Raw genomic sequence first — 13,870 nt, 5'->3', positions numbered from 1 at the left:
CGGTCACGGTCTGCGCGCGCGGGCCGCCGCCACCACCAGCTGGCCGAGCGCCAGCCCGCCGTCGTTGGGCGGGACCAGCCGGTGGCGCAGCACCTCGAACCCGGCCGCCCGCAGTCCGACGGCGCAGCCGGTGGACAGCAGCGTGTTGGCGAACACCCCGCCGGTCAGGGCCACCGTCCCCAGCCCGTGCCGCTCCCGGGCGGCCTCGGCCAGGCGCAGCACCAGCCCGGCCACGCCGGCGTGGAACCGGGCCGCGACCACACCGGGCGGCGTGCCGTCCAGGACGTCCGCGGTCACGGCGGCGATCACCGGTCCGGGCTCGGCGACCAGCTCCCCGTCGACCCCGCCGGCGCCCGGCCGCACCTCGAACCGGTAGCTGCCGGCGCCGTCCGGCGCGGCGAGCGCGGCCGCCTCCAGCTCGACGGCGGCCTGGGCCTCGTACCCGGCCACCTGGCAGATCCCGGCGAGCGCGGACACGGCGTCGAACAGCCGGCCCATTCCGGAGCTCGCGACGCAGTTCAGCCCACGGGTCAACTGCACCCGGAGTGCGGCGAGTTCGTCGGGCTGGCAGGCCTGCACGCAGGGCAGCCCGGGTGCCCAGGGCAGGCCGGCCGCCCAGAGCTGGGCGAGCGCGGTCCGGTAGGGGCGGCGCACCGCGGCGTCCCCGCCCGGCAGCGGGACGTAGCCGAGCCGCCCGAAGCGTGCGAAGTCCGCGTACCCGGCGAGCAGTACCTCGCCGCCCCAGACGGCACCGTCCTCGCCGTAGCCGGTGCCGTCGAAGGCCACGCCGATCACCCGCGCCCGCGGGTCGATGCGGTGCTCGGCCATCGCGGACGCGACGTGCGCGTGGTGGTGCTGCACCCGTTCCACCGGCCGCCCGGCGGCCGACCGCCGGGCCCAGCCGCCCGACCGGTAGCCGGGGTGGCGGTCGGCGGCCAGCCGTTCGGGCCGCACGCCGGTGACGGCCTCCAGGTGCCGTTCGGCCCGGTCGAAGGCGCGCAGGGTGGAGAGGTCGTCCATGTCGCCGATGTGCGCGGACGGCCAGGCCCGGTCGCCCTCGCCCAGGCAGCAGGTGTTCTTGAGGTCGCCGCCCACGGCCAGGGTCGGCGGTACGGGCGCCGGCAGGGTGAGCGGCCGCGGGACGTACCCGCGCGAGCGGCGCAGCAGCAGCGGTTCGCCGTCGCAGATCCGGACGACCGAGTCGTCGCAGGGCACCTGGATCGGCCGGTCGTGGCTGAGCCAGGCATCGGCGAGCGGTGCGAGCCGTTCCCGGGCCTCGGCGTCGTCGGTGACGATGGACTCACCGGAGAGGTTGCCGCTGGTCAGCACGAGCAGCCCGGGGCCGGCCGGGTCGCCGGGCAGGCCGAGCAGCAGGTGGTGCAGCGGGGTGTAGGGGAGCATCACGCCGAGGTCGGGGCTGCGCGGTGCGACGGCGGCGGCGACGCCGGTGGCCCCCGGGCGCCGTCGGAGCAGGACGATCGGCCGCTCCCGCCCGGTGAGCAGGGCGAGTTCGGCGGGCCCGACGTGCACCAGGGGTTCGAGCTCGGCGACCGAACGGGCCATCAGCGCGAACGGCTTGTCGGCGCGGCCCTTGCGCCGGCGCAGCAGCCCGACGGCGTCCTGGTCGGCGGCGTCGCACGCCAGGTGGTAGCCGCCGATCCCCTTGACCGCCACGATCGCGCCGCCGGCGAGCAGCCTCCGGGCGGCGTCGACGGCCGGCCCGCCGACCGCCTCGGCGGCGCCGGCGAGCCGCAGGGTCGGCCCGCAGTCGTGGCAGGCGATCGGCTGGGCGTGGAAGCGCCGGTCCCCGGGGTCGGTGTACTCGGCGCGGCAGGCCCCGCACATCGGGAAGCCGGCCATGGTGGTGGTGGCGCGGTCGTACGGCAGGGCGGTGACGATGGTGAACCGCGGGCCGCAGTGGGTGCAGCTGATGAACGGGTGCCGGTGGCGCCGGTCGCGCGGGTCGGCGAGTTCGGCGAGGCACGCGTCGCAGGTCGCCACGTCCGGGGGGACGAGGGTGCGCTGCGGGCCGCCGGACACCGAGCCGAGGATCCGGAACCCGGCCCGCCCGGTGGCGGCGGTCGGCCGGTGCGCCACGGACTCGACCTCGGCGAGCGGCGGCGCGTCCCGGCCGATCCGCGCGCAGAACTCCTCGACGGCGCCGGCCGCGCCCTCGACCTCGGCGAGCACCCCGTCCCCGGTGTTGGTGACGTGCCCGGCGAGCCCGAGTCCGACGGCCAGCCCGTGGACGAACGGCCGGAAGCCGACGCCCTGGACCATGCCGCGTACCGTGACCGCCCGCCGTTCCACCGGCGGTGCGGGGGAGCGCAGTTCGCTCACCGGAGCGGTGCGGGGTGCTCGTGGTGCCGGTGCCCCGGACCGGCGTCGCCGTGCTCGTGATCGTGCTCGTGCCCGTTCTCGGGTCCGTGGTCCTGCCCGTGCTCGGGCCCGTGGCTGTGCGGGGCCTGGCGGGCCATCACCGGCCGGTGGACGGGCCCGCCGGCCAGCGCGTCCAGGGCCCGGTCGAGCAGCGCGCCGACGCCCCGCCCGTCCCGGGCCGAGGTCAGCAGGATCTCGACGCCCGGGTTGACCCGGACGACGTTGGCCCGGAAAGCGGCCTCGTCGAAGCCGACCGCCGCGGCGAGGTCGGTCTTGGTGACGACGACCAGGTTGGCCAGGCCGAATGCGGTCGGGTACTTGAGCGGCTTGTCCTCGCCCTCGGTGACGGAGGCCAGCACCACCCGCAGCGTCTCGCCGAGGTCGTAGCCGGCCGGGCAGACCAGGTTGCCGACGTTCTCCACGAACAGCAGCCGGGTGTCCTCCGGCAGCCACCCGTCGAGGTGCCCGTGGAGCATGTGCGCCTCCAGGTGGCACAGTCCGTCGGTGAGCACCTGCTTGACGGGGACGCCGGATCGGGCGAGCCGTACGGCGTCGTGCTCGGTGGCGAGGTCCGCGGTCAGGGCGGCCACCGGGACGCCGCGTTCGCGGGCCGCGGTCAGCTCGCGCTCCAGCAGCTCGGTCTTCCCGCTGCCTGGGCTGGAGAGCAGGTTGACGGCGACGGTGCCGCGGGCCGTCAGCTCCTCGCGCAGGACGAGGGCGCACGCGTCGTTGCGGGCCAGTACCGACTGCTTCAGCTCGACCACACGGCACACGGGCTCACAACTCCTCGGCTTCGGGGACGGGGGCGGCGTCGCCGGCCCAGTGCACAGCGGTGATCTGCAGCTCGCGGCCGGCGACCAGCTCGGTGCCGTCGCCACTGCCACAGGTCGGGCAGACCAGGTCGGGCGGCATGCCGGGGGACCAGCCGGTGCCGCAGGGGCCGCACTCGGCGAGCGCGGGGACGGGGTCGATCTGCAGCTCGGCGCCGGCCAGCGGCGTGCCCTCGCAGACCAGGTCGAAGCCGAACTGCAGTGCCTGGGGCACCACACCGGCGAGCTCTCCGACCCGCAGTCGGACGCGTTCGGCGGTGGAGCCCGCCCTGGCCTCGGCCCGGGCCGTGACCTGGTCGACGATCGCCAGCGCGATCGACATCTCGTGCATCGGCTCTCTCCGACCGCCGTCCCGTCACCGGGCAGGGTGCCCGGCGCCGTCGACCATTACAGGCCCGCACCCCGCCCCCACCCCCACGCCGCGCCGCGCACCACCCCCACCGTCCACCGTTTGCCCCACCCCCAACGCCTTCGGGGGCGCGGGAACCGCGCGGCCAACCACCCCCGCCCGCCACGCGGCAACCCCGCCCCCCGCCCCCCTCGCCTCACATCCGCCGCAACCGCAGGTACCGCTTGATGTCGGGCAGGGTCAGCTTCACCAGCGCGAGCACGGCGCACACCGCCGCACCCCGGATCAGGAACTTGCTCATCTCCGGGCAGTCCTCTCTGCTCGTCGGGTGGCCGCCCCTCGTCGGGCGACCGCCGCGTCTCATCGGGTTCCCAGCGCGGCCGGTGTCCGGCCGGCCTCCTCCAGCAGCCCCAGCACGACCTGGACGGCCTCGTCCACGGCCGCCTCGACGACGGGGCTGAGCCCGACGCCCTCGTCCAGGGTCTGCGGTTCGCACCCCACCACCAGCACCCGTTCCGGTCCGGCGCTGCCGAGCCCGGCGGTGAGCGTGCCGAGCACGGCGAGCACGGCGTCGGGGGTCATCCGGTGGCCGTCCAGGACGGCGGCGGGCTGCTCCTCGGGCTCGGGCAGCCGGGCCTCGATCAGGTACACCGTGCCGGGCTCGCAGCCCCGCGCGGTGGCGTCGACCAGGACCACCGTCCGGTAGTCGTCCAGGAGTTGGTAGGCGAGGTGGACGCCCCGCACCCCGGTGTCGACCAGCTCGGCGTGGGCCGGCATCGGCAGCGCGGACAGCCGCCGGACCACCTCCACGCCGAAGCCGTCGTCGCCGAGGAAGATGTTCCCGACCCCGGCGACCAGGACCCTGCCCGGCGGTACGGTGCCGCTCACCGGACCTCCTCGGGCGCGGGGGCGACCTCGTCGGGCTGGAAGTACAGGAAGCGGCCCTGCTCGCGCCAGAGGTCGGCGCCGGGGTCGCCCTCGACCGTCACGGCGAGGTGCACGGTGCCGTCGACGTCGTGCAGCACGGCCTCCACCAGCGCGGTGCGCCCTTGCAGGAAGAGGTCCTGGGCGTCGGTGCGCCGCCGGCCGGGCCGCAGCACCACCCGGCTGCCCGCACCGATCTGCCGGCCGTCGATCGGCACCCGGTCCCGTTCGGGGTCCACCGAGCGGTCGCCGCCGGGATCCCACCACGGGGTGTCCCCGTCGGGGGCGGCGGCCGTCGGCCCGGTGACGTCGCGCAGGGACCGGACGGCGCCGTGCAGACGTTCCATCACCTCGGCGGGCAGCGAGTCGGCCAGGTCGATCACGGCCCCGGCGCGTTCGTCCGTGCCGCGGGCCTCGCGCTTCTCGCGGTCGGTGAGGGCGGAGGTCCGCAGGGCGAGGATCTCGTCGATCTCGGTCGCGTCGTAGAAGCCGCCGGGGCTTTCGGGGGCGATCGCCGGGTGGTCCTCCAGGATGATCGGCGAGGAGAGCACCACGTCGGCACGCCCGTCCGCACCGGCCAGCACCGGCCAGGTCCGCAGGTTGCGGCATTCCGCGACGGCGCCGGCGGCCCACTGCGGCGGGTCGGTCATGGACAGGAACGACCCGCCGTCCAGACCGAGCAGCAGGTGCGCGGCGACCAGCGAGCGGGGCAGCGCCGCCTCCCGGTCGACCGGGCCGGACGCCGGCTCCCAGTCGCTGCTGTTGGCCACCTCGGCCGTCAGCCGCACCACCGGGTACGGGCCGGGCAGTTCGACGGCGGTGAGCCGGAGCGCGCCCTCCACCCGTTCCCGGCGCCGGATCAGCCGGCCGAGCGGCTGCCCGGCGGTCGACACCAGCTCGGTCTCGGTCGCGGCCGGCCGGTTGAACGGCACCGTCACCCCGTCGCCCAACAGCTCGGCCACCGGGAACGACAGCCGTACCCGCTCCTCGGCGCCCTCGTCCCACGGCACCAGGACCCGGTCCGGCAGTTCCAGCGAGGCGACGGTCGGCGTGGAGCCGTCCGGCCGCAGCTCCTGGACGGTGCGCCGGACCGCGTGCAGGAACCGCAGTTCGACGGTGAGCCGGGCCCCGGTGCGGGGTTCCATCAGCAGCTCGGTGCGCTGCCAGGAGTGCTCGCCGCCGATCTCCTCCCAGGCCGGCGGCACCAGCACCCCGAACTGCCAGCGCAGCCGGTTCTTCGCGGCCGAGGCCCGGTACGGGTACAGCACGTAGCCCTCGAACAGCACGGCGTCGGCGATCCGGCGCGCCACCTCGAACGGTGCGTCGTCCACCTCGGTGGTCGCGGTCACAGTGCACTCCTCTCGGCGACGGCGGCCGGCTCGGCGGCCAGCAGGGTCCGGACGGTCGCCTCCCAGGACGGCAGCGCGTGCCGGGAGCGGTACTCCAGCAGCGCCGCGAGGTCCTCGCGGGGCAGCCGGATCCAGCCGCAGCCCGGGAAGTGCTGGTCGATCATCTCCCGCCACACCGCGGCGGGCAGGCCGCAGGTGGCCTCGCGGTCCCACGGCACCGGCTCGACCCGGAAGCCGCCCTCACCGGTGAACGCGGTCCCGGAGAAGAGCAGCAGCAGGGGTGCGTCGCCGCCGTCCAGCGCGTCGAAGTAGCGGGTCGCGGCCAGGTCCAGGTCGTAGCTGCACGGCACCACCAGGTCCACCTCGGTCTCCCCGGTGAACCCCGGCACGGTCAGCGGGACGTGGGCGAACTGGACCGGGTGCAGCGTGCTGCCCCACCGGGCCGGCTCCCCGAACAGGTCCGCCAGCGCGGCCGCCTCCGGCGGCCCGTACCTGCGCTTCGCGGGCTCGATCCGCAGCTGGCAGCGCAGCGCCAGGGCGTGCACCCGTGCCCCGCCGGCGGCGGTGATCCGCAGCCGGAACACCAGGGTCGGCCCGGCGGCGTACGGATCGGCCCGTACCCCCGTGCAGCTGAAGCCCAGTTCGGTCACACCGGCTCCTCGGTCCGTACGGTCCGGGCGCGGGCCCGGACATTGTCGAAGAAGGCGGCGAGCTCGGCCCGCGCCTCGGCTCCGCCGTCGAATCCCTGCCAGGTCAGCCGCATCCGGCCGACCAGCTCGTAGCAGACGTCGATCGGCACCAGGAAGCACTCGCCGCGGCCGTGTTCGCGGCGCAGCAGCAGGGCCTCGACGTCGGGCTGCAGCAGTGCGGCGAGCGGGCTGCCGCCCAGCACGGCCTGCCAGCAGGCGGGGTCGAGCTCGCTCTCGGTGGCGCCGGCCGGGCTGGGGTAGAGCGCGACCAGCCGGTCCAGTGCGGCGTTGCGGAAGAAGAACGCGGTCCCGACCGGGATCTGCAACTGCTCCCAGGCACGGTCGTCGAGCTCGTGCGCGGGGTCGGACAGGAAACGGTCGGGGACGGTGCGGTACTGGCCCCGCCCTGCGCCCTGCTGTTCGAACAGCAGGGCGCAGGGGGTGCAGGCGCAGGCCAGGCTGCGGTTCTCCAGCCGGACGAGGTGGCGGTGACGGTCGGTCAGGGCGCATCCGCACAGCTCGCAGCGCTCCGGACGGGGCGGCGCGGGTGCCCGGAACCGGCGCAGCCCGGTGGCGGGCGCGGTCACCGGACCTCCGCCGGCGTCAGCCCCGGCCGGACCCCGATCTGCAGCAGCGCCGGCTCCCTGGGCAGGGGCGGTGCCGCCCGGACCTCGGTGATCTCGGGGGCGAACACCGCCACCACCTCGGCGACGGCCTCACGCGCCGGGTCCGTCCCGCCGGAACAGCCGCACCCGGAGCCCGAGCCGGAACCGGAGCCGTCCAGCCGCACCTCCAGCAGGCCCGCCCCGGTGTCCAGGGCGGTCACCGAGGCGCCGGGCACCTGCCGGACGGCCCGTTCGACCCGCACCGCGACGTCCTCCGGGTGCAGGTCGTGCAGGACAAGCAGCCCGGTCACCAGGTGGTCGTCCAGCAGCTCCGCGAGCGGTCCGGCGGCCGGCCGCTCGGGGTCGTGGGCCTGGGCCGACAGCAGTTCCACCGCCCGGGCCAGGCCCGCGCCGTAGAAGTCCATCAGCACCCGGACGAGCTCCTCGGCCGTGGCCAGCGCCCGGGCGTCACCGTCCGCGGCCAGCCGGTCGAGGATCTCCTCGACCCGCCGTCCGGCGGCCTCCCCGCTGGCCGGGCTCACCCGGACATCCCGCTGAGACCGCTGGGCACGTGCATCTTCTGCAGCGTCTTGCCGTCGCCGAGGTACATGTGGACGCCGCAGGGCAGACAGGGGTCGAAGCTGCGCACGGCCCGCATGATGTCGATGCCCTTGAAGTTCTCCGGGCTGTTCTCCTCGAAGATCGGGGTGTTCTGCACCGCGTCCTCGTACGGCCCGGGGGTGCCGTAGCTGTCCCGGACGCTGGCGTTCCACGGGGTCGGCGGGTACGGGTGGTAGTTGGCGATCTTGCCGTCCCGGATCACCATGTGGTGCGAGAGCACGCCGCGCACCGCCTCGGTGAAGCCCACGCCCAGGCCCTCGTCGGGGACCTCGAACCTCTCCCAGGTCTGGCTGCGCCCGGCGCGGACCTCGGCGAGCGCCTTCTCGGCGAAGTGCAGCGCGACGGCGGCGCTGTAGGCCTGGAAGTAGGTTCTGGCCCGGTTGCGCTCCAGCGCGTTGGACCACTGCGGGATCTTCCACTCGAAGCTGGTCTCGGGCTTGGTGAGGGTGCGCGGCAGGTTGATCACCACGCTGTGCCCGGTGGCCTTGACGTAGCCGATGTCGACCAGGCCGGACAGTGCGGTGGACCACAGCCGGGCGATCGGGCCGCCGCCGGTGTCCAGGGCGAGGTGGTCCTTGCCGTCGAACCAGCGCGGGGACATCACCCAGCTGTACTTGTCCTCGAAGTTGCGCTTCTGCGGCTGCGGGATGGTGTGCTGGTTCCACGGGTGCCGCGGGTCGACCGGGTTGCCGAGCGGGTCGTGGGTGACGAACTGCTCCTTGCCCTCCCAGTCCTGGTAGTACGAGGAGCCGAGCAGGATCCGGATGCCCAGGTTGATCTCGGTGAGGTCGTTGGTGACCAGCTTGCCGTCGACGATGACGCCGGGGGTGACGAACATCCGCCGGCCCCAGTCGGTCATGTTGCGGTAGGTGAAGTCGCAGTGGTCCGGGTCGTTGAGCGCGCCCCAGCAGCCGAGCAGGATCCGCCGCCGGCCGACCTCCTCGTAGCCGGGCAGCGCCTCGTAGAAGAAGTCGAACAGGTCGTCGTGGAGCGGTACGACGCGCTTCATGAACTCGACGTACCGCATCAGCCGGCTCAGGTAGTCGGTGAACAGCTGCACGGTGGCGACCGTGCCGACGCCGCCCGGGTAGAGCGTGGAGGGGTGCACGTGGCGGCCCTCCATCAGGCAGAACATCTCCCGGGTGTAGCGGCTGACCTGGAGCGCCTCGCGGTAGAACTCGCCCTCGATCGGGTTGAGCGAGCGCATGATGTCGGCGATGGTCTTGTAGCCGTGCTCCGCGGCGTGCGGCGCCTCGGTGCGTTCGGCCTTCTCCAGCACGCCCGGGTTGGTCTCGCGGACCATCTTCTCGCAGTAGTCGACCCCGACCAGGTTCTCCTGGAAGATGTTGTGGTCGAACATGTACTCGGCGGCCTCGCCGAGGTTGATGATCCACTCGCCCAGGTGCGGCGGCTTCACGCCGTACGCCATGTTCTGCGCGTACACCGAGCAGGTCGCGTGGTTGTCGCCGCAGATGCCGCAGATCCGGCTGGTGATGAAGTGGGCGTCGCGCGGGTCCTTGCCCCGCATGAAGACGCTGTAGCCGCGGAAGACCGACGACGTGCTGTAGCACTCGGCGACCTTCTTCTGCTTGAAGTCGATCTTGGTGTGGATGCCGAGGCTGCCCACGATCCGGGTGATCGGGTCCCAGCTCATCTCCACCAGGCCGTCGTTGCCGCCCGGCCGCGGGGCTGTTGTCGTCATGGCGTGTGTCGTGCCCTTCTGAAGGTCTGCGGGGGAGTTCGGTGCACCCGACCGGACCGGGGCCGCGGCCGCCGCAGCGGGCGGACGCGGCCCCGGACCGGGCGGCGGGTCGGTCACCAGGGCGGCTTGTAGCCCGTCGCCAGCTGCCGGCCGGTGTGCCGCCACTTCGGCTCCTGGTCCACGGTGTGCGTGGTGATCGCACGCAGCCGGCGGATCACCGAGCCGTAGGCGGTGCTCGCGGAGCTGGACACCTTGGCGCCGGGCGGCTCGTCCATGAACGGCATGAACTTGTCCGGGAAGCCCGGCATGGTGCAGGCGATGCAGATGCCGCCCACGTTCGGGCAGCCGCCGACGCCGTTGATCCAGCCGCGCTTGGGGACGTTGCACTTCACCACCGGGCCCCAGCACCCGATCCGCACCAGGCACTCCGGGGTGCCGTACTCGGAGGCGAACTGCCCCTGCTCGTAGTAGCCGGCCCGGTCGCAGCCCTCGTGCACGGTGGCGCCGAACAGCCAGGTCGGGCGCAGCTTGTCGTCCAGCGGGATCATCGGCGCGGCGCCGGTGAGCTGGTACAGCAGGTAGACCAGGGTCTCCGAGAAGTTGTCCGGCTGGATCGGGCAGCCCGGGACGCAGACCACCGGCAGGCCGGCCTTGGACTTCCAGTCCCAGCCCAGGTAGTCGGGCAGGCCCATCGCGCCGGTCGGGTTGCCGGCCATCGCGTGGATGCCGCCGTACGTGGCGCAGGTGCCGATCGCGATCACGGCGGTGGCCTTGGGCGCCAGACGGTCGACCCACTCGCTGGTGGTGATCGGCTGGCCGGTGGCCGGGTCGTCGCCGAAGCCGCACCAGTAGCCCTCGGCCTTGATCGCCTCGTTCGGGATGGAGCCCTCGATGACCAGCACGAAGGGTTCCAGCTCGCCGCGGTCGGCCTTGAAGAACCATTCGACGAAGTTGTCCGCGCCCTGGACCGGACCGCACTCGAAGTCGATCAGGGGCCAGTGCACGGCGATCTTCGGCAGGCCGGGCAGCACACCGAGGACGATCTCCTCGATGCTGGGCTGGGTCGCTGCGGTGAGCGAGACGGAGTCGCCGTCGCAGCTCAGACCCGCGTTGATCCAGAGAATGTGCACCACTGGTTCCTCGCCCTCGGTGGGCGGGCCGGTGGATCGGGATGTCGCCTCGGTGGTCGACGGTGTCGAAGCCATGGGACGCCTCCTCCTTGCGAAGGCACGACAAGACCGACAAATCGGTCCTCTGGCATCTTCCTACCAAGGCCCGTCCCCGCCGGGGAGGTCGGTACGGCCGAACCGGTGGACCTTGCCCCGCCGCTCCGCCGAGCGGGTGAGCACCGCTCGCGCGAGCGGCGCCCGGCACTTCGGCGGTCGGGCACACCGGCGTCCGGCGCGGCTCCGGCGGACGTCCGGCGCGGCGTCACCGCGCCCACGCCCGCGCCCGCGCCGGACCGGGCCGGGGCCCGGGATCCCTGGGAGGATCGGAGGATGGACATCCGCGGACGGGCCGAGGCGCTCCGCCGGCCCGGCGGCGCCGGGCGGGCGCTGCTGCTCATCCCGCTCGCCCTGATCGTCCTGGTCACGATCGGCGACGTCCTCGCCCCGCCGGAGGTCCACCTCGGACCGTTCCTGGTCGCCGCACCGGCCGTCACCGCGTCGTTCGCCGGCCCCCGCACCACCGGCCTGGTCGGCGCGCTCGCCGTGCTCGCCCAGATCGTCGTCGCCGCCACCCGCACCACGGTGATGGACCTCAACCACACCGTGCAGACCACGGCCCTGGTACTGATCTCCGCCCTGGTCACCCTCTTCGCCTACCTGCGCGAACAGCACGAACAGGAGATCACCCGGCTGCGCTCGGTGGCCGAGGCCGCCCAGGAGGTGGTGCTGCGGCCCATCCCGCACCGGCTGGGACCGCTGCGGATCGCCTCCGTCTACGTCGCCGCCGAGGCCGAGGCCCAGATCGGCGGGGACCTGTACGCCGCGGTGCGCTCCGGCCCGGGGACGCGCTTCATCGTCGGCGACGTCCGCGGCAAGGGCCTCGGCGCGATCGGTGACGCCGCCCTCGTCCTCGGCGCGTTCCGGGCCGCCGCCCACCGGCGGGTCGAACTGCCCGCCCTGGTCGACTTCCTGGACGGCACGGTGGCCGGCGACCCGGACGGGTCCGAGGACGGCCTGCCGGCCCTGTCCGACCTGTCGGACCGTCAGGAGTCCTTCACCACAGCGGTCGTGGTGGACATCCCCGACCGCAGCCCGGTCCTGCACCTGGTCGACTGCGGACACCCGCCGCCGCTGCTGCTGGACGACGGCCGGGTCGTCCCGCTGGAGGCCCGGGAGCCGGCCCCGCCGCTCGGCCTCGCCGGGCTGGCCGTGCCGGGCCTGGGCGGCGCCTCCTTCGACTTCCCGGTCGGCGGCACCCTGCTGCTCTACACCGACGGCGTGATCGAGGCCCGCAACGACGCCGGGGAGTTCTACCCGCTCGCCGAGCGCCTGCCGGCCTGGCCCGCCCACGACCCGGAGGAACTGCTGCGCCTGCTCTGCCAGGACCTCGCCCGCCACACCGGTGGGCGGCTGGGCGACGACGCGGCCATGGTCGCGATCGTGCGGCTGCCGGAGACCGGTCCGGGCACGGCTTCTTAACGGACTCTTACGACCCGGGCGGACGGGCACCGGGGCCGCCGGGCCCGGCGTTGACCCGTGAGCACCCGTCACCCGAAGCCGTACCCCGGAGGCCCCGATGTCCGACCGCGTCCCGCTGCTCCGCCGCCTTCCGCGCCGGACGTCCGCCGCCCTCCTGGCACTCGCGCTGGCGGCCGCCGGGCTCGGGCTCTACCTGTTCCAGCCGTGGCGGGCCCTGACCACCACGACCGTCGACGAGGCGCTGCCGACCGCGGCCGTGAGCGCGCCGGCGTCCGCCGCGAACGTGCCGCCGACCGCCGGGCCGGGCCCGGCCGCGCCGGGAACGCCGGTCGCCGTCCCGGTCGGCGGCAGCTTCGTGTCGGGAGAGCACCCCACCAGCGGAACGGCCCGGCTGGTGCGGCCGGGCGACGGCAGCACCGTGCTGCGCCTGGAGAACCTGCGCACCTCCGAGGGCCCCGACGTGCGGGTCTACCTCTCCACCCGGCCGGCCGCCGAGTCCCGGCTCGACACCCTCGGGGACGGCGCCCTGGAGCTCGGCCGGCTCAAGGGCAACGTCGGCAACCAGAACTACACCGTGCCGCCCGGCACCGACCTCGGCGGCTACCGCAGCGCGGTGATCTGGTGCCACCGCTTCTCGGTCGGCTTCGGCGCGGCCGACCTGGTCCCGCAGGCCGGCTGAGCCGCCCTCCGGGGACGGGGCACCAGAACCCGAACGGACGTGCGCCCGAGGCGGGCCCCGACGGCCCGTGCCTACGGTGGTCCGTCGGCTCTTCCCTCGGCCCTGGAGGTTCGGATGTCGTTGGCTCGCCGGGTGGTGCTCGCGGCCCTGGCCGGCAGTGCGGTGACGGGGTGCGGGATCTCGCGGCGTTCCTCGGCCGGCCCGTCGGTGCGGACCGAACCGGCCCCGGCGTCCGCCCCTCCGGCGTCCGCCGCACCGTCCTCCGCCGCACCGTCCTCCGCCGCATCGGATGCGCCGGGCCCGGCCGTCACCCCCGAGCCGGCGGCACGCGCCGTACCGGCGGCCGCACCCACCCGGGCGGACCTGGTCGCACGGCTGTCGGGCACGGCCCCGAGCAGCTGGGGCTTCGAACCGCCGGGCGCCGTCAGCAGCCTGCCCGCCGCGGAGCAGGCGATCGCGCTGACCTTCGACGCCTGCGGCGGACCGGGCGGCAGCGGCTACGACGAGGCGCTGATCGACGAGCTGCGCGCCCGCCGGGTGCCCGCCACGCTCTTCCTCAACTCCCGCTGGATCGGGGCGAATCCCGACACCTTCCAGGAGCTCGCGGCCGACCCGCTGTTCGAGATCGGCAACCACGGCACCCAGCACCGGCCGCTGTCGGTGGACGGCTGGTCCGCGTACGGGATCCGCGGCACCGGGGACATCGGGGAGGCCTTCGACGAGGTGGCGGGCAACCAGGAGGGGCTCACCCGGCTGCTCGGCCGCCCGCCGGCCTTCTTCCGCTCCGGCACCGCCTACTACGACGACGTCGCCGCGCAGGTGGTGACCGCGCTGGGCGCGCGGATCGCGGGCTTCACGGTCAACGGCGACGCGGGCGCCACCTTCACCGCCGACCAGGTCCGCCGCACCGTCGCGGCCGCCGAACCGGGGTCGATCGTCCTCGCCCACATGAACCACCCGGCCGGCGGGACGGCGCGCGGGGTGGCGGCCGCCCTGCCGGAGCTGCTCGGCGCCGGACAGCGGTTCGTCCGGCTCTCCGACGTCGCCTGGTGAGCGGTCGGGGCTGACGGGCCGTCCGGTGCTGACGGGCCGTCC

The 13,870-nt window shown here is 74.6% G+C and carries 14 protein-coding genes; 3 read left to right on the top strand and 11 right to left on the bottom strand.

Annotation, left to right across the window (positions count from 1 at the left end; all coding sequences use genetic code 11):
- Positions 1-3: 3 nt before the first annotated feature.
- The 11 genes from hypF to ACIOFR_RS19620 form a co-directional block, all read right to left on the bottom strand.
- A complete protein-coding gene (gene hypF / locus ACIOFR_RS19670) occupies positions 4-2,280 on the bottom strand; it encodes a carbamoyltransferase HypF (protein ID WP_400998892.1) in 2,277 nt (758 codons plus the stop codon).
- Between the two features lie 56 nt (positions 2,281-2,336).
- The gene (hypB, locus tag ACIOFR_RS19665) at positions 2,337-3,152 is read right to left on the bottom strand and encodes a hydrogenase nickel incorporation protein HypB (protein ID WP_400998830.1); all 816 of its coding nucleotides are present in this window, start codon (positions 3,150-3,152) and stop codon (positions 2,337-2,339) included.
- A gap of 4 nt (positions 3,153-3,156) precedes the next feature.
- Positions 3,157-3,540, bottom strand: coding sequence for a hydrogenase maturation nickel metallochaperone HypA (locus tag ACIOFR_RS19660; RefSeq protein WP_400998828.1), 384 nt, complete (start codon positions 3,538-3,540; stop codon positions 3,157-3,159).
- 214 nt (positions 3,541-3,754) lie between these two features.
- Complete coding sequence (locus ACIOFR_RS19655; RefSeq protein WP_371495184.1) at positions 3,755-3,859, bottom strand: DUF6893 family small protein; 105 nt, start codon at positions 3,857-3,859, stop codon at positions 3,755-3,757.
- 59 nt (positions 3,860-3,918) lie between these two features.
- The gene (locus tag ACIOFR_RS19650) at positions 3,919-4,446 is read right to left on the bottom strand and encodes a hydrogenase maturation protease (RefSeq protein ID WP_400998825.1); all 528 of its coding nucleotides are present in this window, start codon (positions 4,444-4,446) and stop codon (positions 3,919-3,921) included.
- Positions 4,443-5,831, bottom strand: a complete 1,389-nt coding sequence (locus ACIOFR_RS19645; RefSeq protein WP_400998822.1) for a hypothetical protein — start codon at positions 5,829-5,831, stop codon at positions 4,443-4,445. Before ACIOFR_RS19645 ends, ACIOFR_RS19650 begins: the two co-directional genes overlap by 4 nt.
- Positions 5,828-6,481, bottom strand: a complete 654-nt coding sequence (locus ACIOFR_RS19640; RefSeq protein ID WP_400998819.1) for a DUF6084 family protein — start codon at positions 6,479-6,481, stop codon at positions 5,828-5,830. The genes ACIOFR_RS19645 and ACIOFR_RS19640 overlap by 4 nt, the downstream gene beginning before the upstream one ends.
- Positions 6,478-7,107, bottom strand: a complete 630-nt coding sequence (locus ACIOFR_RS19635; RefSeq protein WP_400998816.1) for a DUF5947 family protein — start codon at positions 7,105-7,107, stop codon at positions 6,478-6,480. Before ACIOFR_RS19635 ends, ACIOFR_RS19640 begins: the two co-directional genes overlap by 4 nt.
- Positions 7,104-7,667, bottom strand: a complete 564-nt coding sequence (locus ACIOFR_RS19630) for a hypothetical protein (RefSeq protein WP_400998814.1) — start codon at positions 7,665-7,667, stop codon at positions 7,104-7,106. The genes ACIOFR_RS19635 and ACIOFR_RS19630 overlap by 4 nt, the downstream gene beginning before the upstream one ends.
- Positions 7,664-9,448: a nickel-dependent hydrogenase large subunit gene (locus tag ACIOFR_RS19625; protein WP_400998812.1), complete on the bottom strand. Its 1,785-nt coding sequence runs from the start codon at positions 9,446-9,448 to the stop codon at positions 7,664-7,666. Before ACIOFR_RS19625 ends, ACIOFR_RS19630 begins: the two co-directional genes overlap by 4 nt.
- A gap of 113 nt (positions 9,449-9,561) precedes the next feature.
- Positions 9,562-10,653: a hydrogenase expression protein HypE gene (locus ACIOFR_RS19620; RefSeq protein ID WP_400998809.1), complete on the bottom strand. Its 1,092-nt coding sequence runs from the start codon at positions 10,651-10,653 to the stop codon at positions 9,562-9,564.
- A 294-nt stretch (positions 10,654-10,947) separates the two neighbouring features.
- Here ACIOFR_RS19620 and ACIOFR_RS19615 point away from each other — a divergent pair, with 294 nt between their 5' ends.
- The 3 genes from ACIOFR_RS19615 (at position 10,948) to ACIOFR_RS19605 (ending at position 13,828) form a co-directional block, all read left to right on the top strand.
- Positions 10,948-12,096 (top strand): PP2C family protein-serine/threonine phosphatase, encoded by a 1,149-nt coding sequence (locus ACIOFR_RS19615; RefSeq protein WP_400998807.1) that lies wholly within the window; start codon positions 10,948-10,950, stop codon positions 12,094-12,096.
- 97 nt (positions 12,097-12,193) lie between these two features.
- Positions 12,194-12,775: a DM13 domain-containing protein gene (locus ACIOFR_RS19610; RefSeq protein WP_400998805.1), complete on the top strand. Its 582-nt coding sequence runs from the start codon at positions 12,194-12,196 to the stop codon at positions 12,773-12,775.
- A 114-nt stretch (positions 12,776-12,889) separates the two neighbouring features.
- Entirely contained in the window at positions 12,890-13,828 is a 939-nt protein-coding gene (locus tag ACIOFR_RS19605; RefSeq protein WP_400998802.1) for a polysaccharide deacetylase family protein, read from the top strand.
- Positions 13,829-13,870 lie beyond the last annotated feature (42 nt).

Source organism: Kitasatospora sp. NPDC088346 (assembly GCF_044740765.1).
Lineage (GTDB): Bacteria > Actinomycetota > Actinomycetes > Streptomycetales > Streptomycetaceae > Kitasatospora.
This window is presented reverse-complemented; position numbering and strand designations above follow the sequence as displayed.

Excerpts from the sequence above, each read along its gene's own strand:
- ACIOFR_RS19610 (WP_400998805.1), top strand. The coding sequence starts at position 12,194 with ATGTCCGACCGCGTCCCGCTGCTCCGCCGCCTTCCGCGCCGGACGTCC.
- ACIOFR_RS19655 (WP_371495184.1), bottom strand. The coding sequence starts at position 3,859 with ATGAGCAAGTTCCTGATCCGGGGTGCGGCGGTGTGCGCCGTGCTCGCG.
- ACIOFR_RS19615 (WP_400998807.1), top strand. The coding sequence starts at position 10,948 with ATGGACATCCGCGGACGGGCCGAGGCGCTCCGCCGGCCCGGCGGCGCC.
- ACIOFR_RS19660 (WP_400998828.1), bottom strand. The coding sequence starts at position 3,540 with ATGCACGAGATGTCGATCGCGCTGGCGATCGTCGACCAGGTCACGGCC.
- ACIOFR_RS19620 (WP_400998809.1), bottom strand. The coding sequence starts at position 10,653 with ATGGCTTCGACACCGTCGACCACCGAGGCGACATCCCGATCCACCGGC.
- hypF (WP_400998892.1), bottom strand. The coding sequence starts at position 2,280 with ATGGTCCAGGGCGTCGGCTTCCGGCCGTTCGTCCACGGGCTGGCCGTC.
- ACIOFR_RS19605 (WP_400998802.1), top strand. The coding sequence starts at position 12,890 with ATGTCGTTGGCTCGCCGGGTGGTGCTCGCGGCCCTGGCCGGCAGTGCG.
- ACIOFR_RS19625 (WP_400998812.1), bottom strand. The coding sequence starts at position 9,448 with ATGACGACAACAGCCCCGCGGCCGGGCGGCAACGACGGCCTGGTGGAG.